We start from the raw sequence: 21,952 nt of genomic DNA, 5'->3' as shown, positions 1-21,952 counted from the left end.
AAGCGAATCATCCGCACGACCTCTACTATTGACGCACGGGTCAGTAACGGTGCTTTTTGTGGCCCGGGGGCTGTTAGGGTCGGCAACTAGCTGAAGAGATCTCTCGAGTTGCGTCCCTGCTGGTCGGGCCCAGTACTTCCGACGACCGCGCAGACCGAGCAACTGCCCAGAAGAGAGGCTCGCAGTGACTGCAAGGCCAACAGCGACTCCCCCCAAGGTCAGCGTCGTCTCGACCACCCACAATCAGCAGGCCTACGTCCGCGAAACGTTAGACAGCTTCCTCGCCCAGCAGACCGACTTTCCGATGGAGGTCATCGTCGCCGACGATGCCTCGACAGACGCAACACCCCGAATCATCCAGGAGTACGCCGACCGCCACCCGCACCTGTTCCGGCCGATCCTGCGGTCCAAGAACGTCGGCCTCAACGCGAACCTGACGGGCGCGCTGTGCGCCGCGCGTGGCGAGTACATCGCGTTGTGCGAGGGCGACGACTACTGGCTCGACCCGTTGAAACTGCACAAACAAGTGGCATTACTGGACTCCGATCCCAACACGGCGGTGTGTTTCCACCCGGTGCAGGTGGTCTGGACCCACGACCGCGACGAGTACGAGAAACTCGTACACACCTTGTACCGCAAGTTCGAAGAGACCCTCCTCCCGAAGTTTCCGCCACCCTTTCGGGCCGGCGACCTCAGCTTCGAGACCTTGATCTCGCGGAACTTCATCCAGACCAACTCGGTGATGTACCGCCGCCTCCCCCGCTACGACGACATCCCGGCCGACGTCATGCCCATAGACTGGTACCTGCACGTCCGTCATGCCGCCGAAGGCGATATCGCCATGCTGCCGGAGACGATGGCCGTGTACCGCCGCCACCCGCGCGGCATGTGGTACAAGTCGATCACCGATCCCGCAACCTTCTGGCGCACGCAGGGTCCGGCGCATGCGGCGACATTGGACGCCATGCTCGATGTCGTCTCCGGTGATCCTCTGCACGAGTCGATCGTTGCCAAAAACGCCAACTGGGTGCTCAGCGCCATCGCCAAACAGGTCCCCGATCCTGAGGGTCAGGCACTCCTGGTGCAAACCACGGCCGAGTACCCGCGCATCGCGACGCTCGCGCTGCAAAATCGCTGGACCAAAACGCTCGGCGGCCGTGTGAAGAGGTTGCGGCGCAAGCTCACTCGCAACGCCGCGCAACCGAAGGACGGTGCTGGACGCCGAGTCGACGAGCGACTGAGCGCCTGACGATGAATGTCACGGGCGACCCTACCGTCGCTTACCTGGGCTGGCACGGGCTGGGCAACCTCGGCGACGACGCGATCTACGACGCGGTTCGGGGCCAGCTGCGCGGTGCAACATTCGTCGATCTCCCGCGGCTTCCACACCAGCTGATCTATGCAACCGTCACGGCAGCACTGGGTTTGAACCGATCGCTGCGGCACAGCAGCCAGGTCGTGGGTGGCGGCACGCTGGTCGGAAGGAGCCAGTGGCGGCTCTTGGTCAACCGAGGGTTGGCGCTCACCAAAGACAACGGGAGCTACGCGATCGGTGTCGGCGTCGAAGATCCGGCATTCGGCGGACGCAATAGCGGCTCGGGCAAAGGCGAGCTGAAACGCTGGGCGCCCATACTTTCCAAGTTCCGTACCGTGTCCGTGCGAGGGCCGCGCAGCGCCGAGCTCCTAGCCGACATCGGGTTGGACGTCGAGGTATCCGGCGACCCGGCGCTGCTGCTCCCCCGGCCCGACGTCACTCCCGAAGACGGCCTCATCGGAGTGAATCTCGGCTTCGGCGACGACCTTTGGGGGCACGACCCGAGGCAGCTGGCAGACGAGATAGCCGATGCCGTCAAGCAACTGTCATCACACGGCTACCGCTTCGTCGGGATACTGATGAATCCGGAAGACAGACGCTGGACCGAAGTGGCGCTGAGGGACATTCCGGAAGCGGAGATGGTGCTTCCGGCCAACCCCGACGCGGCGGCGCGGGAACTGGCCCGCTGTTCCGCCGCCATCGTCACCCGCCTGCACGCGAGCGTCCTGGCTTCGCTTTCGGATACGCCCGTCGTTTCGCTTGAGTACCAACCGAAATGCCGAGACTTCGCGCTTGCGATCGATGATGAACGGTCACTAATTCGCACCGACGAGGTGAGCAGTGTTGCCGTCGTCGACCGGGTGTTCGACGCGATCGCGAACTCGATAAACATCCGCAGCACGAAGCGCACCGCCGTCGCACGCCTGAAACAGCGCCTCGAGGGCGAATACGCGGATCTGGCACGCCAGTTGGGGCTCACGTCGTGATACCGCTGCGAAAAGGGTTGGAACTGAGGTGGATCAAACGCGGCGGCCGCATCGCCGGCCTTCCCCGACGCTTGCCGGCCGCGGCGCGCAAAACCGAGATCGAATCTTCAGCACAGGCAACAGACAAGCTCGGCGCCCTGCCCCTGGCCGAAGCCTATGGACAGCCCGGCGCGACCCGGAAGCCCAAACAGGTCCGGGCTGCGTCGTGGCAGGGGGACCTGTACGCCTACCTGGTGGGCCGGCACGACCCGAAAATCGTCGTGGAGTTCGGATCGGCGTTCGGGGTGTCCGGGATGTACCTGTCCTCGGAACTTCGGCGGGGCTGGATGTATTCGTTCGAGATCAACCCGTCTTGGGCTGACATCGCTGAGCGGAACATTAAATCCGTCACCGACCGCTACACCCTCACGCGAGGTGCCTTTGAAGACCACGTCGGCGACATCCCCAGCTCGATCGATCTGGCCTTGGTGGACGGGATCCACACCCGGGATTTCGTGACCCGGCAATGGCAGATCCTGAAGCCCCGGATGGCTCCGGGTGGCTTGGTGCTGTTCGACGACATCGACTTCAACCGCGGAATGGGCGAGGCCTGGCGGAACATCTGCGCCGATCCCGACGTAGTGGGGGCGGTCGAAGTATCCAAACGGCTGGGCCTTGTCGAATTGGCGGGCTAGCCCCTGGCCCCTGCCGGCCGACCAGCCAACCCGCGCACAATGGCGATCCCCTGACTGCCAGTCCATAGAACCGGCAATAATGGCCCCGTCGTTGCCTACACGCAGGCCAACTGGAAGGCAGGATGTGTTGTGAAGTTTGCCCTGGCGAGCTATGGAACTCGTGGCGACATCGAACCGGCTGCTGCCGTTGGCCTTGAACTGCTGCGCAGAGGGCATGAAGTTCGCATGGCCGTCCCGCCCGAGCTTGTCAGCTTCGTGGAGTCGGCGGGGCTTGCTGCGGTTCCGTACGGGCCGAAAGTGCAGGAATTTTTAGACGAGGAATTCCTTCGCAACATGTGGGCGGACTTTTTCCGTAATCCGGTCAAGCAGGTGCTCAAAGTATGGGAGCCCATCATCCGGTACTGGAGCGACGCAAGCACGACATTGAAGTCGCTGGCGGACGGGGCCGACCTATTGTCCACCGGCTTGAATTTCGAACAACCTGCCGCGAATGTCGCTGAGTACTACGACATTCCGTTGGCCGCGCTACACCACTACCCCATGCGAGCTAATGGCCAGCTTCTCCCGAGTATGCCATCGCCTGTAGTCCGCTCGACGATGAGGATGGTCGAGTGGCTGTTCTGGCGTTCGACGAAAAAAGCCGAGAACGTTCAGCGGCAGCAACTCGGCTTGTCGAAAGCAGTACGTTCCTCGCCGCGACGGATGGCCGAACGCGGGTCGCTGGAAATACAGGCCTACGACGAGGCGTGTTTCCCCGGGCTGGCTGACGAATGGGCGAAATGGGGTAACCGTCGTCCCTTCGTCGGCGCCCTGACGATGGAATTGCCGACGGACGGCGACGACGACGTCACGTCGTGGATTTCCTCAGGAACAGCCCCAATTTGCTTCGGCTCCGGGAGCATACCGCTCGAATCCCCCGCCGCCACGGTCGAAATGATCAGCGCGGCTTGTGCACGGTTGGGCGAGCGGGCGCTAATCTGCTTCGGCGGCACCGACTTCAGCGACGTACCGCATTTCGATCATGTCAAAGTAGTCGGTACGGTAAATTACGCGACTGTCTTTCCCGCCTGCCGTGCGGCCGTTCACCATGGCGGTGCGGGCACCACGGCCGCGAGCCTGCGCGCGGGGACCCCTACGCTGATTCTCTGGAGTTCGGGAGATCAGCCGTATTGGGGAGCCCAAGTTAAACGGCTCAAGGTTGGGACTGCGCGACGCTTTTCGGCCACCACCCAAGAATCTCTGGTCGCCGACTTACGCACCATCCTGGCTCCCCAGTACGCCGCTCGTGCTCTCGAGCTCGCCAGCCGGATGACTAAACCCGCCGAAAGCGCAGCCACCGTTGCGAACCTTCTAGAAGATGCAGTCCGCCGGAGATCGATTAAGTAGACAACGACGGCAGCATTCCGGCGAAATAGTGCGTGGAACACGCAGAAGAGGTTTAGCGCCTTCAATCGAGGTTTACGCTGGACAAGTCCAGTCACATTCGAGACAGGGGGCCGCGGTGACCGAGCGCAGTTGCCGGCTCTGCGGCGGAGCTCTTCAAAAGATCCTCGACCTCGGGCGCCAGCCGGTCTCGAATGCTTTCGTCAAGCCCGAAGAGACCGCTAAGGTGCCGTTTTATCAACTTGAAGTCGGCATCTGTGCGTCTTGCACGATGGTCCAGCAGCTAAACGAGGTCCCGCCAAACGAAATGTATCGCGTGGATTATCCCTATCGCGCCTCCGGTTCCGCCCTGATTCGCAGGCATGGCGAGGACGTTGCCCACCACATTATTCAGATGTGCGCAAACGGACCAGAGGAGCCGTTCATAGTTGAGATCGGCTGCAACGACGGCGTTATGCTGAAAACACTATGCAACGCAGGGATTCGACATTTGGGGGTGGACCCGGCCGCTAGCGCGGTCGATGTCGCCCGTGCGCATGGTATCTCCGTACACACGGACTTCTTCAACGAGTTAACAGCCGGCCAAATCCGCGATGAGCATGGGCCGGCCAACGTCGTCTATTCGGCGAACACGATCAGCCATATTTCCGATCTCGACTCAATATTTCGTGGAGTCGATTTGCTGCTTGCACCGGACGGATTATTCGTAGTCGAGGACCGCTATCTCGGTGACATCCAAAAGTGCGTCTACTTCGATCAGATCTACGACGAGCACATCTATCTATTCTCCGTCCGCTCCGTGCAATCATTGGCAGCTCGTTTCGGCCTCGAGTTGATCGACGCCCAGCATCTTCCATTACACGGAGGTTCCATTCGTTACACCCTTGCCCGCGCCGGCACCAGGCATGCCGCCGTCAACGTCGCCGAATTCTTGGCGCAGGAAAGGGCAGAAGGAATTTCTGAAGACGCGACGTTCGAGCGGTTCACTGCCAACATCGAACGCATCCGCGCGAACCTTCTCGCCCTTCTGCGTAACCTACGGTCCGACGGCAAACGCATCGTTGGCTATGGTGCCACCTCGAGAAGCGCCACGGTGATGAACTTCTGTCACATCGGCCCCGATCTTATCCCGATGGTGTGCGATTCCACCCCGGAGAAGCAGGGTTGCCTCGCGCCCGGCTCAAATGTTCCGGTGTGCTCGCCCGAAGCGTTTTCCCATCCCTATCCCGATTACGCATTGCTGTTCGCATGGAACCATGCTGATGAAATCATGACGAAGGAGCACTTGTTTCACGAGAACGGTGGGCGCTGGATACTGTATGCGCCGCAAGACGTTCGTCTCGTCTGACCATTTACGCCCGGGTCGTTCTACATCCAAGCTTTCAACTGTCGCCACAGTCCTTCGCGCCAGGCCGGAAGCCAGATCTCAGCGCGCTGGTTTGATGAGCAGGCCCTGGCCGGTGGGCAACGAGCAGATCTTCACGCCCAGCTCGCCGGCAACCTCATCCATGGCGATGCGCTGCTCGTCGCGTCCGCGATTCGCGTAGTCGTCCAGCAGCACAAAAGCGCCGGGGGTGAGGCGCGGCCAAAAGTAGCGCAGCGCAGCCACTTCGGGGGGCGCGCAGTTCATGTCGATGTGCAGGTAGGCCACCGACGTCGCCTCGACCTGCTCGAGTGTTTCCGGGACGGCGCCCACGATGATGCGCTGGTTTTTCCACTGCGCGAAATTCGCGCGGACGCCGTCGACTCCGTTGACGTACATCCCGTTGCGGAGGTGCCCCTCGCTCGTCTCCAGCGCCCCGGCCTGGCGTTCCGCGTCGGAGACGAACCGCGGGTCAAGCCCGGCGAAGGTGTCGAGCAGGTAGAACGTCTTGCCCAGCCGATCCCAGTCCAGGTATTCCATGATGGCGCTGCTCAAAAAGCCGTAACTGACGCCACACTCGACGAAATCGCCCTCGAGCTGGCTGGCGCTCGCCGCGGCCCACAGACCAACGTGCACGCGCCATTGCCACTGGTACCAGTCCTCGTTGCCGAGGGATTTGGCACCGCGCCGGTAGGCGCGCTGGAAGTCGGGATCGTCGAGGAAGCCGTGGAAATTGTTGAACGTGATCAACGCGTCGTTGGCGTAGACGTCAGGCAGAAGCGTACGCGCGAGCCAGTATTCGGTGCGCACCCACCACATCCTGAGGCGGGTGCCAGCTGTCAGCCCTGTTGCCACGGCGGCAACCATAACATCGGCGCGCACGGCGTCCCGGGGAAACGCGACGGGAGCGCCATGATCGTGCTTCGACCATCCCTCGCTAGAGGGCAAACCGTTTCGTACACCTAGGGTTTCAGCTATCTCACTTGCGCCACAGCACGCCGGTACCGTCGATCTCGACGATCTCTGAAGTCACGCCATGCTGTGTACGGTAGTCGGTCACGGCCTGCGCGCACGCCTTGATCGCGTGGTAGTCGTCGACGATACAAAAGCCCCCGGGCGACAGCCGCGGGTAGAGCGCATCGAGCGCCTGAATCGTCGACTCATAGAGATCGCCGTCCAGCCGCAATACCGCAATGCGATCGATCGGGGCGTCCTGCAGGGTGTCCTTGAACCACCCCGGAACAAAACGAACCTGGTCATCGAGCAACCCATAGCGCTCGAAATTCGCCTTGACGTGATCTTGCGGCACACCCAGGATGCGTGCGTGACGGTGCAGCCTAATCCCTTTATCCGCCTTGTAATTGACGGTGTCCGGGGGCGGCACTCCGGCGAACGAATCGCACAGCCACACGGTCCGCTTCTCGTCCCCGTGGGCCGCCAGCACGGCACGCATCAGGATGGAGGCGCCGCCGCGCCACACACCGCACTCGACCAGGTCGCCGGGCACGTCTTCTTCCAGCACCGTCTCGACGCAGTTCTGCAAACTGGTCAGCCGCTTCATGCCGATCATCGTCAGGGCATCCGCCGGCCAGTCCAGGCCGAGATCACGCGCCTGCTTGTTGAACGGACGTTTCCGCACGAGCATCAAGTTGCGGGTACTGAACAGCGGTCGGCCCAGGCGGTATAACCCGACCGGCACCAGCTCGTCGCTGCCATACCTGGTGAGGTCACGCCGGAGCAGGTCGAGGTATGCAAACCGCGTGTCGTGATCGGTCACGGCCAAAACTGCCCCTTAATCCGCAAGCCAGTAGTACCGGTAGAGCCTAGACGCCGCGTGGACGCCGTTAATGCGTTTCGCAGTGTATCGGTTGCCCCGCTCAGCGACTTCGCTCCGCGGGAGTGCCCGGGACGCAACGCCCCGAGCGAGCGAACTCTTCCAGCAGATCGACGGCGTGACCAGCGCTCTCGGCGGGTTTGCTCATCCGCGTCGAAAGCTCACGGGCACGAGTGAGGTACTCCGGCGCCAGGATCTTTCGCAGGTCCGCGACCAGGGATTCGGGCGTGGTGGCCGAGAACCGCCGGGACGTGCCCACCTTCAGCTGCTTGACGTGAGACCCCCACATCGGCTGATCACCCGCCGTCCAAAGAATCAGCGTGGGAACGCCGGCGCGCAGGCCTGCCGCCGTGGTGCCTGATCCGCCGTGGTGCACGACGGCACGGCAGGCGGGGAAGATCTTCGTGTAGTTGACCACGCCGACGACCTTGACGTGCTCCAACTGGGGGACGTCGCTGAAGTCGCTCCAGCCGGAACAGATCAGGGCGCGCTCCCCCAGCTCCGCGCAGGCGGCGCCGATCATCCGGACCGTATCGGCGGGAGTCTCGGCGACCGGCATGCTGCCGAAACCGAAACAAATCGGCGGGGTTCCCTGGGCGATCCACGACAGGGTCTCGTCATCGGAGTCCGTCGTCAGTTCCATGGTCAGCGAACCGACGAACGGGCGCTGAGTGCCCCACTTCGCCCATTCGTCGGCAAGCCCGGGGAAGCAGACGTCGTCGTAGGCCTGAATCTCCAGCGAACCGCGTTCGGCGATGCGTCGCGGTGAGGCGACCGTGGCGGTCGGCAGCCCGAGCTCGCGGCGCTGCCGATCCTCGGCCTTCTTGTTCATCCGCCAGCACATCCAGTCGTATATCGACATCCCGGTCCGAACCAAGGGGCCGGGCACCTTCGGAAGGAGTTTGCCGTTGGGTCGCATCGGGATGTAGTGCAGCGTGGCCATCGGAATGCCGTAGTAGTCGGCGACGTTGATGGCCAAATCCTGGTAAAGCTGGCCGCTGAACAGCAAATCGGCACCGGCGCCCACCGACATCAGCGCCGAGCTCATTTCCTGCCAGTTCCGCAGCACCGGTTCCCAGGCTTCGCGCATTAGGCTGATCGGTCCCCTGACGAAGTTCTTCCAGAAGTCCCGGATGAACTCGTCGCTCCAAAAGTCGTGCATATCCGGCCCGTAGCCGATCGCCGGAAGTCCGGCCGCTTCGGCCAGGCCCACGAGATTGGGCGGGACGGCCATCCGTACCGAATGGCCGCGTCGCATCAACTCACGACCGATGGTGAGGCAAGGTTCTATATCCCCACGCGTCCCATAGCTTGCCACAGCAAATTTCATCGCGATTAATACCTTAATCAATCTCTGACGGCATGGGCAACTTTGACTGCGGCGTTTTCGCTCGGTAACCTGCGGCTCGCCACTGGCCCTGCGATTCGGTCAGAGACATTGTATGTAGTTGTTGCGCAATGGATTTGGCAGCCCGAAGCCAAACTAGACCGTAAGAACGCACCGGTGCAGTCGAGTGCGACAAACCCAACCTCATCGGCCCTTCCCCCGACCGTAGAAGTATGACAACTCTGGGACGGTATGGCTGTGCCCCCAGCGTCGTCGCCTGATTTTACGTAAGTCTGCCAGACGATTGACATTGTGTCTCAGGAAAATCAAAGTCGGTCCGGATAGCTGCGCACGCCCCCATTTCGATAGCTGAATCAGCTATTCGCCCTGTACAACAGACTGTGACGGGCTAGCTGGAACGGGTGCGGCTGCGCGAGCTGACGAAATTCTCCACGACATCGGCGGCCTTGACGACGCTGTCGGCCGGCTTGGTCATCCGGGCAGCGATCTCGCGGGCGCGCGCAGCGTAGTCCGGGGCCAGGATCCGGCGCAGGTCCTCCCCCAAGGATTCCCGGTCCGTTGCCGAAAACCGCCGCGTGGTACCAACTTTCAATCGTTTGAGCTGAGCTCCCCAGATTGTCTGATTGGCGTCCATCGACAGAATCAGCGTGGGAACCCCAGCACGCAGGCTCGCCGCCGTGGTGCCCGAACCGCCGTGGTGAACCACCGCGCGACACACGGGAAATATCGTCGCGTAGTTGACCGGGCCCACCACTTTGACGTGATCGGCATGGGTCACGCCGCTGAAGTCGCTACGGCCGGCGGCGATCAGCGCCCGCTCCCCCAGCTGCGCGCACGCCGAGCTGATCATTTCGACGGTGTCGGCCGGGGATTCGACCGGCATGCTGCCGAAGCCGAAAAAGATTGGCGGGGTCCCGCCACGAATCCAGGACATCACCTCGTCGTCGGCTTCGGTGGTCAACTCCATCGTCAGCGGGCCGACGAAGGGCCGCAGGCCATCCCATTTCGCCCACTCGGCGGCCAGACCGGGGAAGCAAACCTCGTCGTACGCTTGGATTTCCAGCGATTCACGGTTGGCGATGCGCTGCGGCGACGGTCCTTTTGCCTTCGGCAGCCCCAGTTCTCGGCGCTGGGTGTCCTCGACCTTTTTGTTCAGGCGCCAACAGAACCAATCGAACGCCGTCATCGCCGAGCGGGCCAGCGGCGACGGCAGGATCGAGACGACTTGGCCGTTGGGCCGCATGGGCACGTGATGCAGCGTGGCCAACGGAAGGTCGTAGTACTCGGCGACGTTGGCGGCCGGCTCCTGGTAACTCTGCCCCGCGAACACCAGGTCGGCTCCGTCCGCCAACGACATCAGCGTGGTGTTCATCTGCGCCCAGCACTGGTCGCTGAGATCCCACATCTCGCGCCACATGCCACGCATTTCCTGGATCTTCCAGAAGCCGCGGAAGAACGATGTCCAGAAGTCGCGATACACGTCGAGCCAGGCCTGCGATTCCAGCCCATACGGGACTGCCGTCAGCCCCGCGGCCTCGGTGAAGCTGACCGAGTCGGGCGGGACTGCCATGACCATGTCGTGCCCGCGGCGTTGCAGTTCGCGCGCCACCACCAAGGAAGGCTCGATATCACCGCGCGTCCCATAACTGGCCAGCACACATTTCATCGCGAATCCACGCCCTTCGGTTGCGCCATCATTTGAAGCACCGACATCACTGTAAATATCGACGAAACTCCACAGCACCGGTTTGCGCGACTACCTCGAGGACGAACTAAGCGCAGGTGCGCCTCATCGCTTGCGCCACAGCACGCCGGTGCCGTCGATCTCCTCGATCTCGGCGGTCACGCCATGTTGCGTACGGTAGTCCGTCACCGCCTGACGGCATGCGGCGATGGCGTGGTAGTCGTCGATGATGCAAAAGCCCCCGGGCGACAGCCGCGGGTAGAGCGCATCGAGCGCCTGAATTGTCGACTCATAAAGGTCGCCGTCCAGCCGCAACACCGAAATGCGTTCGATCGGGGCGTCCTGCAGGGTGTCCTTGAACCAGCCCGGAACAAAACGAACCTGGTCATCGAGCAACCCATAGCGCTCGAAATTCGCCTTGACTTGCTCCTGGGGTATCGCCAGCACGCCGGCGGCGCGATGCAACTTGATGCCCTTGTCCGCCTCGTAGTGTTCGGTGTCTGGCGGCGGCACCCCTTCGAACGAATCGCACAGCCACACGGATCGCTTCTCATCGCCATACGCCGACAACACGGCGCGCATCAAGATCGATGCCCCACCCCGCCACACACCGCACTCGACGAGATCGCCGGGAACGTCGTCCTTCAGGACCGTCTCGACGCAGTTCTGCAAACTGGTCAGCCGTTTCATGCCGATCATCGTCAAGGCATCCGCCGGCCAGTCCAGGCCGAGATCACGCGCCTGCTTGTTGAACGGGCGCTTGCGCACGAGCAGCAGATTGCGGGTGCTGAAGAGGGGACGCCCGAGGTGATGCCAGCCGACCGGCACCAGCTCGTCGCTGCCGTATCGGGTGAGATTGCGTCGCAGCAGCTCAAGGTAGGCGGAACGGGTGTCTAGAAAGGGAGATCGCATGTCGCGATCGGTAACGGTCAAGGGTGCCCCTTAGTTCAGATGAAGTACTGGCGGTGATGCGCTCGACCACGTCGAGGCCGTCAACGCATGTCGCATTTGTCCAACTAGCTCGCCTGCCCGGCCTCCTTGACCTGCCCCCGCTACCGGGTGACCATCCCTGCCCTACCGGGCAGTAGCAACCATCATAGGCGTTAAATTTGCGCGGCCTCGGCTGCTGGATGGGCGGGACGACGCCCTTAGCGGCGCCCGGCGTGTTCGACGGCGGCAGGGCCCGATTCGTTCGCCGGAGCCTCGGGTTGCTCGCCGATCCACTCAAGCAGCGCGCCCAGACCCTCGTCGAGTGTGGCCTTCGGATGCCAACCCAGCTCGGCCTGCGCCGGCTCGATGTCGCAACTCGCGGCGCGCACGTCGCCGTCGCGGAATTTCGGGACGACGGTCGGTTCGGGGGCGCCGCACATGGCGGCGATCTTGTTGGCCAGCTCGTGGATGGTGGTGGCGCTGCCGGACCCGATGTCGAGGCAGCGCGGCTGCGTCGCGGGCCGCTGCACGGCGGCGAAGAGGGCGTCGACGACGGCGTCGATGTAGACGAAGTCGCGCACAATCCGGCCGTCCTCGTACACCTCCAGCGCAAGCCCCTGCCGCGCCAACCGCGCGAACAGCGCGACGATCCCGGTGTACGAATTGGTCAGTGACTGGCCGGGGCCATAGACATTTTGCAGCCGCAGCACGCTGAGATTGGTGTCGTGCGCGGCCGTCCAGGCGGCTAACAGGTGCTCCTGGGCCAGCTTGGTCGCCGCGTACACGTTGGTGGGCCGGGGCTCCGTTCGGTCGGCGCGGCTCGGCAGCGGCACCGCCTGTTCGCCCGTCGGCCCCTGCGGATCCCAGACACCGGCGAGCAGTTGTGCGTGGCTGCGGGGTTTCGGGTAGAAGATCTGCGCGCCGGATTGCCAGGCGCCCTCGCCGTAGACCGCCCGGGACGACGCCAAGACCAGTTGCTCGGGCACGATTCCCGAGCGGCTCAGGGCGTCAAGAAGCTGAGTGGTTCCAACGACATTCACCGAGCCGTGGCGTGTCGCCTCGGACAGCGACTGTGCGGTTCCGGTCTCGGCCGCCAGATGGACGACTTGGGAAGGGCGGAACAACCGCAACACGGCGTCCCAGTCGGGCGCATGGGTGACGTCGCCGGTGAACAGCCGCACGGTTGGCGGCAGCTCGATCGGGCGGCCGCCGCCGTGCACCTGGGGATGCAAGACGTCCATCACCGCGACGTCGCATCCGGCCTCGACGAGACGGTGTGAGAGCGCCGACCCGATGAATCCTGCCCCACCACTGATGAGCACGGACGCTGACAAGAATCGACGCCTTTCTTTCGTGTGCAGAGGAAATTACGCAACCGGCACGCATCGCCGCGCGGTCCGGTCGATCATATCGGGGACCGTCGGCGGCATCAGAGGATTCTGCGAAGCGGACCGACGGGGCAGCGAATTCGCACCAAGCGCGCGAAACGAGCAGGAGAGACAGGCTAGGCCCAAGTACCCCGGTGCCGATGCGCCATTGCAAGGACCTCCATCACCGGGCGTGCGATGACTGGCCGGAAGACACGGAACAGCACGCTATTCGATAACCCGTGAAAGTCCTCGAACGCCTTACGGAAATCCCGCTCACTTTCCCGGTAGGACGCGAAAACACGGTCCAACGTTGACATGTCGAGCGGATCGTCCTGGGCGGCCTCGCGTAACGCTTCGTAGACCAACGAGATCCAATCGGCGCCGAAAAGGTCGGTCACCGGCCCGCAGTGCCGTTGGCGGTGCAGACCGGGGGTGAGGAACTCCTCGATAGCGTCCTCGTCCTGGGTAAGCAGTTCGACCGTCAGCTCGGTGGAAATCCGCTTCATTTCCCGGCGCCAGTCATCGAGAAGGTTCGCGTAATCGACGAATACGCGCGGCACGCCGCGAGTGTTCCGCTCAGCGAGGATGTTGCATTTCAGCCACAAGGCACTCGCGAGCGCTGGAGAGACGTGCCAGGACTTCACAATCGAGGAGATGACCTCCTGCGGATGACGTACGGCGATGACCGACGCGAGGTCGAATCCCGCCTGACGCGCCGCCTCGAACCACAAGTCAGACAGGGTGGTGATCCTGGGCTCCTTGATCACCACCAGGGGCGCCGCGGGCAGGGTGGACAGATACGCCGCGATCTTCGCGACGCAGGCCTTGCTCTGGCCGGAATCGACCGCGCCGTCGTCCAGAAACCGCAATGACGGGTCGTACCAATTGGTCCCGAGCCGGCGCAGGATTGTCTCGTTCAGCGAAATGGCTGCCCGCGGTTCCCAGTAGCCGAGCGGATTGTTCGCGTCGGCGCCCAACATCGCAGCCGGAAGGGTGCCGCCGCACAGCGAGAGCACCCGGGTGAGCGCCGAGGTTCCGGACCGCTGCGGCCCGAGCACGAACAACACAACCGGACGGGTGCCGAAGGAATTGGAGGCGGTGTCGGCTGGTTTGCTCGTCCGGGACAATCTCATCGCGAATCCGAACCTTTCACTTCTCGGGCGTCTAACCAGCTTCGGGAATTCTCTTGATATTCATGCGTTTCCGATCTGATGCAGGCTCGTCCGACTGGCGCGCAACAATCACCGGAGCCAACCCGATTGTGCGCACCGCGAAGTCAAGGGCCTAAATCGCGGCCGCATCAACATCTTTGGCAAAACGAGGAGATTACTTACCGAACTCCTCATGCGGAGTCAGCTCTGACTTGCGACCGTCAACTTCGCCCCCGGGTCAGTTTCATCGGATCATTGCGCCCGCTAAGGACTATAGCCGGGCCCCACGGATCAGGACACTAGTTTTACGAATCCGTTTCGTTTACTTAACTTTTGGATGACAACGCGCAGATCGCCATGACGACAGCGGTTGTGATGCCCGGCGCGAATTGCATCAGCGAGCCCGGTAAGCCATATCCGCAGACCTATGCCGCGGCCTTCCACAGTTCGGCCGTGCATTCCTCCGAACACAGAATGGTTACTCTAACAAACAACCTCAGCCGCCGTGCGCGAACCGCGCCGGAGACCAAAAGTTTTGGTGGACACGACGACGCTGACCAGTGCGACGCCTTCCCTAAGCCCAGGCTCCCCTGCGTCGATGCACCATCGCGGCGACCTCCAGGATCGGCTTGACGATGAACGGCCTGAACACCCGGCGGACCACGCTGTTGGTTCGCGTGTGGAATTCGGCGAAGGCCATGCGGAAATCACGCTCGCCGGCCTGATACGACTCGAAAACCCGATCGAGTGTCGATTCGTGCAGCGGATCGTCCTGCGCGGCCCCGCGCAGTGCTTCGTAGACCGCGGAGATCCAGTCGCTACCGAAGTGGTCGGCCACCGGGCCGCGGTATCTCTGGCGACGAAGATCGGGACTGAGAAACTCCTCGATCGCACCCTCTCCGGCGGTGTCGAGATCGATTTCGAGCGTCATGGCGATGCGCTTGACCTCTCGGTGCCAGTCGTCGAGCAGGTTGGCGTAGTCGACGAACACACGCGGCGTACCGCGGGTGTGCCGCTCGGCCAGCAGGTTGTATTTGAGCCATAAGGCGCTCGAGAGCTCCGGCGAGGTTTGCACGTACTTCGCGGCCGAGGCAACGACCTCTTGGGGGTGACGCACCGCGATGACCGCGGCGACGTCGAAGCCGACCTGGCGCGCCGCCTCGAACCAGAGTTCGGAGAGCGCGGTAATCCTCGGCTCTTTGATCACCACCACCGGCGCCGCGGGCAGCGTGCCCAGGTAGGCGGTGATCTCCGCAATGCAAGCGGCCTTCTCCTCGGCGCCGAACGCAAGCTCGGATTGCAGCCGCATCGTCGGGTCGTACCAGTTGCTGTCGTGGCGACGCAGGATCGCCTCGTTGAGCATGATGGCCGCGCGTGGTTCCCAATAACCGCGCGGGTTGTTCCCGTCGGCGCCGCACATCCCGGCCGGCAGCGTGCTCCCGCACAGCGACAGCACCCGGGTCAGCGCGGACGTCCCCGACCGCGCCATGCCCAGCACGAACAGCGCCACGGGACGGACAGTGGTTCCCGGTTGGGCGGGGCGCGCCGGCAGGTCGGCGCTTTCGGCGGATTGGCTCGTCCGGGCAGGCGTCATCGCGGAACCCATACCTTTCAGTTCGCACTGGCGGGCCCCCGGATCTCGGGTCATTATGCATGACTTTGCAATTTCGCGCGCGATGTTCAATTACTTGTTTCGGCGATGAAACCGGCGATTCGAATCACGCCTTCGGCAACGTCAATTCGCAGGTCAGAGATCGTCAATCCGGTGCTTTTCCAATGTCTCCGCATAAAGGTGAGATTGAGGGTTGCGGATTATTTGCGAAATTGCCGGATTCGCGGCACAGGAGCGGGCGGCGTTTGTAGCCGTCGCGGCGCGGAACCCTTGAGTTACTCGGCCGAGACGGCGTCCGCGGCCGGCGGAGCGCCAACGCCCGTGTCAGCCCATCCGCGCGCTCGGCGCTTGAAGCGCGATTTGAGCGACAGCGCGCGCTTCTCCACCAGGAACCAGCTGAGCGCGGCCAGCGGCAGGGTGGCGATGGCGGCGACGACCGCGAATGCCAGCGGAGGCAAGAAGCCGAGCCCGCAGATGACCAGCAATTGCTGCATCGGCCACGCGTAGATGTAGACGCCATAGGAAAGGTCGGTCCGCAACCGCAGGCGTTTGTTGTGCAGCAGCGCGCCTGAAACGACGACGGCGTAGGCCAGCGGAAGCGCGGCGAGTATCCGATAGTTGGGCACCAGCAAACCTGTCACCAGGACGATGACGGCGCTCAATGCGACCAGTGACCACCGAGCGGGGATCACGTCCCGGAACTCGTGCAGAACCGCACCCGCCGCGAACACCAGGGCGAACCGCGTCACCATCTGGATAAGCGTCGGCACCGTGTTTACGGGGTAGGACACTAGCACTGCGGCCACCAGGAACAGCGTGAAAAGTATTGGAGCTGGCCATCTTCGGTTGACAAGCCCGGCCACGCCCGCGACTGCGACGGCGATATAGCAGAAGAATTCGAATATGAGGGTCCACAGCACGCCGTCCCACACTCCGGGGAACGGGACATTCTTCGGCGTTCCATCGATGCCGGCGTGGTACACGTTCAGTACGGCGTTGTTCAGCAGGTAGGTGATCGGCGCGGGAGACAGCAGCAACCTGATCGCCGAGCCCCCTTGGATCGCCACCCCGATGGGGGCGATGACGAAGGCCACCACGGCCAGGCAGACCCACAGCCCCGGAAAGATGCGCAGAACGCGCGCCACGACGTACTCGCGGAGTCGCGGGTTGCGGACCCAGCTCGACGTGATGAGGAATCCAGAGATGACGAAGAACCCGTCGACCCACCCCTGGGTGAGCAGCTGCTCGACCGGGGGGTGCAACTTGCGGCCGGTCAGCGGCCAGGAGTGTTCCAGGATGACGCCCGATGCCAGCACCAGGCGCCAGACGTTGAGCGCGTTATTCCGTGTGTCGAATACCTGCGCGAGCCTCGGACCTGCCGCCCTGGGCCGCCTTGGCCGGCGGTTGGCGGTCGGGTCGGGGCCGGAAACTTCTGGGTGCGCACTCATCTGGGGGTTCCGATGCGTTCAACCAGGCGAACTGAGTTTGCCGTTTTCCTGGATGCCAATATCGCCGCCCGGCCATCAGCGCGCCCCCAGAGCGCGGAAGACCCGCCGGCATTCTGCGGCAATGCCGCGAGAATGCACGGAAATAGACGGGGCAAACATCCGGACAGAGTACATTGCCCGCAAATCAATCGCACCAGGGCAACCAACTCCGCTTATTCGGATCCGGTCGTCGAATTAAGCACAGTGGTTATGTTACGGCATCAGAGGGCGACGGCCCCCGGCTCGTAGAACGGTGCGCCGAACTCGGTGACCGGCCGGAATCCGCTTTTGCGCGTCTGCTCCGCGGCCCTGCGGATCAGCGCGTAAATGCCCACGAACGCCGCGTGATCGGTCATCACGAAGGGTGTCAGCAGTCGGTTGTGCACCAGCGCGAACGCCACCCCCGAGGCGGGGTCGGCCCACCCGACTGAACCACCCAGCCCGACATGACCGAAGCCGGGCATCACACTCCCGATCGGCAAACTGTGATAGCCCAGGTGGAAAGCCAACGGCACGAAGATGTTTCGGTCCGGCCGCAGGCTCCGCTCACCGGTCAGACCCGCGGCCAGTTCGCGGGAGAGGAATCGGATGCCGTCAACCTCGCCGCCATTGGCGATGGCTCCGTACATCCGTGCCAGGCCGCGCGCTGTGGCAACGCCGTTGGCAGCCGGAATCTCGGCGTCCAGCAACGGGGTGTCACCCTGGACGGCGGCGATCAGGCCCTTGAAGTACATCGACCGGTATGCCCCGGACATCTCGTTGGCGACCTTGCGAGTCACGTAGCTGACAACAGGGTTTCTGATCATGCTTTGCGGGCCGATGATCTCGGCGGCCCGCGTCGGCGACTCAGCCGGCGGCCGGCCGAGGTGCAGACCGTCGGTACCCAGCGGCTCGGCGAGTTCCTCGCGGATCAGCGTGGCCATGCCTTTACCGGTCACGGCCCGGCCGAGGCCCGACATTAGCCAGCCGAAAGTCAGCGCGTGGTACGCCGATTTGCCCATCAGCCGTCCGGGAGCGGCAGCGGCCAGTTTCCCCTCCATCACGACGTGATCGAGCAGTTCTTCCTTGGTGGCGCCCCGCAGTCCCGACAGCCCGGCCTGGTGCCGCATCACCTGGCGCACGGTCATGTCGGCCTTGCCGTTGGCCGCGAATTCGGGCCAGTATTCGGCGACGGGAGCCTCGTAGTCGATCAACCCGCGGTCAGCGAGCCGGTGGATGACCGTGGCGGCCATCCCTTTGGTCGCCGAGAAAACCATCGGGGCGGTGTTCTCCGTCCATGGCCGCTGGCCGCCCCGGTCGGCCCAACCCGTCCAGACGTCGACGACGGGCTGGCCGTCGACATAGACGGCCAATGCCCCGCCACCGAACCGGCGGCCCGGGAACATGCTGGCGAAACTACGAACGACGCAACCGAAGTGTGAGTCCGCCGCGCCGGACACACGATGACCTGCGTCAAGGTCATCGTAGACACTGACCGCGCGGCGATCGACTCGGGTATCCACCGTCACACTTTGAATTTACTTGGATTACACATCCGGCCGGAGCGAAATCGGAGATTATTTACCTATCCGTTAGCCTGACGCGGCGGCCAAAATTTGCTGGGCTGCCAGCGCGGGAGTTAGCTCCCCCGCCTTGACCTTTCGCTCCACGTCAGCGCGGATCTTGCGCACCGCCGGGCTGGACAACAACCGGTCCAGCACCGTGTCGCGCACCAGCTGCCACGTCCAGTCGACCAGCTGGGCCCGGCGGCGCGCCTCGAACTCCCCCGCCTCACTGAGGACCCGCCGATGCCGTTCGACGGTTTCCCACAATTCCTCGAGGCCCGTGCCCTCGGCCGCGCTCATCGTGAGAACGGGCGGCCGCCACAGTGTTTCGCGCGGATGTATCAGCCTGATCGCCCCGGACAGCTCGCGTGCGGCCGACCGCGCCTCGGCCAGGTGATCTCCGTCGGCCTTGTTCACCACGACGATGTCGGCCAGCTCCAGCACACCTTTTTTGATGCCCTGCAGCTGATCTCCACCGCGCGCCAGGGTGAGCAGCACGAAGGTGTCGACCATGTTGGCCACCGTCACCTCGGACTGACCGACCCCAACGGTCTCGATCAGGATCACGTCGAACCCGGCGGCCTCCAGCAGCACCGCCGTTTCGCGGGTCGCCTTGGCCACCCCGCCAAGGGTGCCCGACGTCGGCGACGGCCGAATGTATGCATCCGGATGCATTGCCAGCCGCGCCATCCGGGTCTTGTCGCCCAGGATGGAGCCGCCGGTGCGCGTCGACGACGGGTCGACGGCCAGCACCGCCACTCGATGGCCCAGCTCGATCAGATGCATGCCGAGGGCCTCGATGCCGGTGGACTTTCCCACCCCGGGGATCCCGGTGATGCCGACCCGAAAGGCGTTGCCCGAGTCCGGAGTCAGCTCCAGCAGCAGCTGCTGCGCCTTCTCGCGATGGTCGGCGCGGGTGGACTCCAGCAGCGTGATGGCCCGCGGCAACGCCGCGCGGTCGCCGTTGCGGACCGCCTCGGCCAACTGCTCCACGGAGTCGTTCCGTCGGGAAACCATCTAGTCGAGCGGGTAACCCAGCCGGTCGGCGAGCTTGTGCAGCAAGCCGATTGCGGCGTCGGCGATCACCGTCCCGGGCGGGAAGATGGCGGCGGCCCCGGCCTCGTACAGCTCGTCGAAGTCACCCGGCGGGATGACGCCGCCGACCACCACCATGATGTCGGGCCGCCCGACCTCGGCCAGCGCGTCGCGCAGCGCGGGCACCAGCGTCAGGTGGCCGGCGGCCAGCGAGGACACCCCGACCACGTGCACGTCGTTGTCGGCGGCCTGGCGGGCCACCTCCTCGGGCGTGGAGAACAGCGACCCGACGTCGACGTCGAATCCGATGTCGGCGAACGCCGTCGCGATCACCTTCTGGCCGCGGTCGTGGCCGTCCTGGCCCATCTTGGCGACCAGAATCCTGGGGCGCCGACCGTCGGCTTCCGCGAACTTCTCGACGAGTTCGGTCGCGGTTGCCATGTTTCCGGCCTTTCCAGCTTCTTCGCGATAGACCCCGGCGATAGTACGGATCTCCGCCTGGTGACGGCCATACACCTTCTCCAGGGCGTCGGAGATCTCGCCGACGGTGGCCTTGTGACGGGCCGCGTCGATGGCCAACGCGAGCAGGTTGTTGCCCAGCCCGTCCTCGCCCGCGCGGCCGTGCGCTGCCGCCGCGCGCGACAACTCCGCGAGCGCAGCCTCGACGGCCCGTTGGTCGCGGCTCTCCCGCAGCTCTTTCAGCTTGGCCAACTGCTCGGCCCGTACCCGACTGTTCTCGACCTTGAGGACCTCGACCTCCTGGTCCTCTTCGACCTGGTACTTGTTGATCCCGATCACCGGCTGGATCCCGGAGTCGATGCGGGCCTGGGTGCGTGCGGCGGCCTCCTCGATGCGCAGCTTGGGGATGCCGTCGCTGATGGCCTGCGCCATGCCGCCGTGCTCGGTGACCTCGGCGATGTGGGCGCGGGCCCGCTGCGCGAGCTGATGGGTCAGCCATTCGACGTAATACGAGCCCGCCCACGGGTCTATCGGGCGCGTGGTGCCCGACTCCTGCTGCAGCACCAGCTGGGTGTTGCGCGCGATGCGAGCCGAGAAGTCGGTGGGCAACGCCAGCGCCTCATCGAGCGCGTTGGTGTGCAGCGACTGCGTGTGCCCCTGCGTTGCGGCCATCGCCTCGATGCAGGTACGCGCGACGTTGTTGAAGGCGTCCTGCGCAGTCAACGACCAGCCCGAGGTCTGCGAATGTGTGCGCAGCGACAGGGATTTGGCGTTCTTCGGGTCGAACTGGGAGACCAGCTCGCTCCACAGCAGCCGGCCCGCCCGCAGCTTGGCGACCTCCATGAAGAAGTTCATCCCGATGCCCCAGAAGAAGGACAGCCGGGGCGCGAACTTGTCGATGTCCAGCTCGGCGTCCAGGCCGGCCTTGATGTAGTCGACCCCGTCGGCCAGCGTGTAGGCCAGCTCCAAATCGGCTGTGGCACCGGCCTCCTGGATGTGGTACCCGGAGATCGAGATGGAGTTGAACTTCGGCATCTTCGCGCTGGTGTAGGCGAAGATGTCGGAGATGATGCGCATCGACGGCTTGGGCGGATAGATGTAGGTGTTGCGCACCATGAACTCTTTGAGGATGTCGTTCTGAATGGTGCCGGCCAGCCTCTCCGGCGGAACGCCCTGCTCCTCGGCGGCCACCACGTACAGCGCCAGGATCGGCAGCACCGCGCCGTTCATGGTCATCGACACCGACACCGTCGACAGGTCGATGCCGTCGAACAGCTGGCGCATGTCGAGAATGGAATCGATTGCCACACCCGCCATTCCGACGTCACCCTGCACGCGTGGGTGATCAGAGTCGTACCCGCGGTGGGTGGCCAGGTCGAAGGCCACCGACAGGCCCTTCTGGCCCGCGGCCAGATTGCGCCGATAGAAGGCGTTGGACTCCGCGGCGGTGGAGAAACCGGCGTACTGCCGAATGGTCCACGGCTGGTTGACATACATCGTCGGGTAGGGCCCGCGCACGAACGGCGGTTCGCCGGGGAAGCTGTGCAACGGATACCCGTCGGCTTCGACGGCCGCACGGTCCGCGCCGATGTAGACCGGTTTGACGTCGATGTCTTCCGGTGTCTGCCATTGCAATTGGTCGGGTGTATACAGGTGCGCCGCCGCTGCCGCGGCCACGTGTTCGTCGACGGCGGCTTCGGTCGCCGGCGCAATGGTCCGCTCGCTGTGCAGCGGCACGTCGGCGAAACTGCCGACAGCGGGTGCGGTGGTCGTCATC

General features: G+C 63.9%; 16 protein-coding genes and 1 pseudogene. 5 read left to right on the top strand and 12 right to left on the bottom strand.

Annotation, left to right across the window (positions count from 1 at the left end; genetic code table 11):
* The first annotated feature begins 184 nt into the window (after positions 1 to 184).
* The 5 genes from ACZYVJ_RS24890 to ACZYVJ_RS24870 all read left to right on the top strand — a co-directional run bounded on the left by ACZYVJ_RS24890 (position 185) and on the right by ACZYVJ_RS24870 (position 5,706).
* Positions 185 to 1,249, top strand: a complete 1,065-nt coding sequence (locus tag ACZYVJ_RS24890; RefSeq protein WP_463833780.1) for a glycosyltransferase — start codon at positions 185 to 187, stop codon at positions 1,247 to 1,249.
* Positions 1,250 to 1,251: 2 nt separating this feature from the next.
* Positions 1,252 to 2,301 carry a polysaccharide pyruvyl transferase family protein gene (locus tag ACZYVJ_RS24885; protein WP_463833779.1) on the top strand — a complete coding sequence of 350 codons (1,050 nt, stop codon included), beginning with the start codon at positions 1,252 to 1,254 and terminating at the stop codon, positions 2,299 to 2,301.
* Positions 2,302 to 2,318: 17 nt separating this feature from the next.
* Entirely contained in the window at positions 2,319 to 2,975 is a 657-nt protein-coding gene (locus ACZYVJ_RS24880; RefSeq protein WP_463833778.1) for an O-methyltransferase, read from the top strand.
* A 129-nt stretch (positions 2,976 to 3,104) separates the two neighbouring features.
* Positions 3,105 to 4,361, top strand: a complete 1,257-nt coding sequence (locus ACZYVJ_RS24875; protein WP_463833777.1) for a glycosyltransferase — start codon at positions 3,105 to 3,107, stop codon at positions 4,359 to 4,361.
* A 115-nt stretch (positions 4,362 to 4,476) separates the two neighbouring features.
* Complete coding sequence (locus tag ACZYVJ_RS24870) at positions 4,477 to 5,706, top strand: methyltransferase domain-containing protein (protein WP_463833776.1); 1,230 nt, start codon at positions 4,477 to 4,479, stop codon at positions 5,704 to 5,706.
* Positions 5,707 to 5,784: 78 nt separating this feature from the next.
* Here the strand turns inward: ACZYVJ_RS24870 and ACZYVJ_RS24865 are convergent, their stop codons facing one another.
* From ACZYVJ_RS24865 to scpA, 12 genes and pseudogenes are all read right to left on the bottom strand, one after another.
* Positions 5,785 to 6,588 (bottom strand): TylF/MycF/NovP-related O-methyltransferase, encoded by an 804-nt coding sequence (locus ACZYVJ_RS24865; protein ID WP_463833880.1) that lies wholly within the window; start codon positions 6,586 to 6,588, stop codon positions 5,785 to 5,787.
* 112 nt (positions 6,589 to 6,700) lie between these two features.
* Positions 6,701 to 7,504, bottom strand: a complete 804-nt coding sequence (locus ACZYVJ_RS24860) for a TylF/MycF/NovP-related O-methyltransferase (protein WP_463833775.1) — start codon at positions 7,502 to 7,504, stop codon at positions 6,701 to 6,703.
* A 94-nt stretch (positions 7,505 to 7,598) separates the two neighbouring features.
* On the bottom strand, positions 7,599 to 8,885 hold the full coding sequence (locus tag ACZYVJ_RS24855; RefSeq protein WP_463833774.1) for a glycosyltransferase: 1,287 nt from the start codon (positions 8,883 to 8,885) through the stop codon (positions 7,599 to 7,601).
* A 406-nt stretch (positions 8,886 to 9,291) separates the two neighbouring features.
* Positions 9,292 to 10,569, bottom strand: a complete 1,278-nt coding sequence (locus ACZYVJ_RS24850) for a glycosyltransferase (RefSeq protein ID WP_463833773.1) — start codon at positions 10,567 to 10,569, stop codon at positions 9,292 to 9,294.
* Between the two features lie 123 nt (positions 10,570 to 10,692).
* Entirely contained in the window at positions 10,693 to 11,499 is an 807-nt protein-coding gene (locus ACZYVJ_RS24845) for a TylF/MycF family methyltransferase (protein WP_463833879.1), read from the bottom strand.
* A 236-nt stretch (positions 11,500 to 11,735) separates the two neighbouring features.
* Positions 11,736 to 12,839, bottom strand: a complete 1,104-nt coding sequence (locus ACZYVJ_RS24840; RefSeq protein ID WP_463833878.1) for an NAD-dependent epimerase/dehydratase family protein — start codon at positions 12,837 to 12,839, stop codon at positions 11,736 to 11,738.
* Between the two features lie 182 nt (positions 12,840 to 13,021).
* Positions 13,022 to 14,020, bottom strand: a complete 999-nt coding sequence (locus ACZYVJ_RS24835; RefSeq protein WP_463833772.1) for a sulfotransferase family protein — start codon at positions 14,018 to 14,020, stop codon at positions 13,022 to 13,024.
* 592 nt (positions 14,021 to 14,612) lie between these two features.
* On the bottom strand, positions 14,613 to 15,527 hold the full coding sequence (locus ACZYVJ_RS24830; protein ID WP_463833877.1) for a sulfotransferase family protein: 915 nt from the start codon (positions 15,525 to 15,527) through the stop codon (positions 14,613 to 14,615).
* Positions 15,528 to 15,925: 398 nt separating this feature from the next.
* Entirely contained in the window at positions 15,926 to 17,098 is a 1,173-nt protein-coding gene (locus ACZYVJ_RS24825; protein ID WP_463833771.1) for an acyltransferase family protein, read from the bottom strand.
* Positions 17,099 to 17,358: 260 nt separating this feature from the next.
* A complete protein-coding gene (lipL, locus tag ACZYVJ_RS24820) occupies positions 17,359 to 18,645 on the bottom strand; it encodes an esterase/beta-lactamase LipL (protein ID WP_463833770.1) in 1,287 nt (428 codons plus the stop codon).
* 52 nt (positions 18,646 to 18,697) lie between these two features.
* Positions 18,698 to 19,698: pseudogene (gene meaB, locus ACZYVJ_RS24815) on the bottom strand (methylmalonyl Co-A mutase-associated GTPase MeaB).
* Positions 19,699 to 21,951, bottom strand: coding sequence for a methylmalonyl-CoA mutase (gene scpA, locus ACZYVJ_RS24810; RefSeq protein ID WP_463833769.1), 2,253 nt, complete (start codon positions 21,949 to 21,951; stop codon positions 19,699 to 19,701).
* Position 21,952 lies beyond the last annotated feature (1 nt).

This window comes from Mycobacterium sp. IDUB_3 (genome assembly GCF_055419585.1).
Note: the sequence above shows the minus strand (reverse complement) of the source record. Positions and strands in the feature narration are given on the sequence as shown.

What these genes read in the sequence shown, in the direction of transcription:
- ACZYVJ_RS24855 (WP_463833774.1), bottom strand. Translation starts at nt 8,885, where the DNA reads ATGAAATTTGCTGTGGCAAGCTATGGGACGCGTGGGGATATAGAACCT.
- ACZYVJ_RS24885 (WP_463833779.1), top strand. Translation starts at nt 1,252, where the DNA reads ATGAATGTCACGGGCGACCCTACCGTCGCTTACCTGGGCTGGCACGGG.
- scpA (WP_463833769.1), bottom strand. Translation starts at nt 21,951, where the DNA reads ATGACGACCACCGCACCCGCTGTCGGCAGTTTCGCCGACGTGCCGCTG.
- ACZYVJ_RS24830 (WP_463833877.1), bottom strand. Translation starts at nt 15,527, where the DNA reads ATGGCGCGGTCGGGGACGTCCGCGCTGACCCGGGTGCTGTCGCTGTGC.
- ACZYVJ_RS24835 (WP_463833772.1), bottom strand. Translation starts at nt 14,020, where the DNA reads ATGAGATTGTCCCGGACGAGCAAACCAGCCGACACCGCCTCCAATTCC.
- ACZYVJ_RS24850 (WP_463833773.1), bottom strand. Translation starts at nt 10,569, where the DNA reads ATGAAATGTGTGCTGGCCAGTTATGGGACGCGCGGTGATATCGAGCCT.
- ACZYVJ_RS24845 (WP_463833879.1), bottom strand. Translation starts at nt 11,499, where the DNA reads ATGCGATCTCCCTTTCTAGACACCCGTTCCGCCTACCTTGAGCTGCTG.
- ACZYVJ_RS24865 (WP_463833880.1), bottom strand. Translation starts at nt 6,588, where the DNA reads ATGGTTGCCGCCGTGGCAACAGGGCTGACAGCTGGCACCCGCCTCAGG.
- ACZYVJ_RS24825 (WP_463833771.1), bottom strand. Translation starts at nt 17,098, where the DNA reads ATGAGTGCGCACCCAGAAGTTTCCGGCCCCGACCCGACCGCCAACCGC.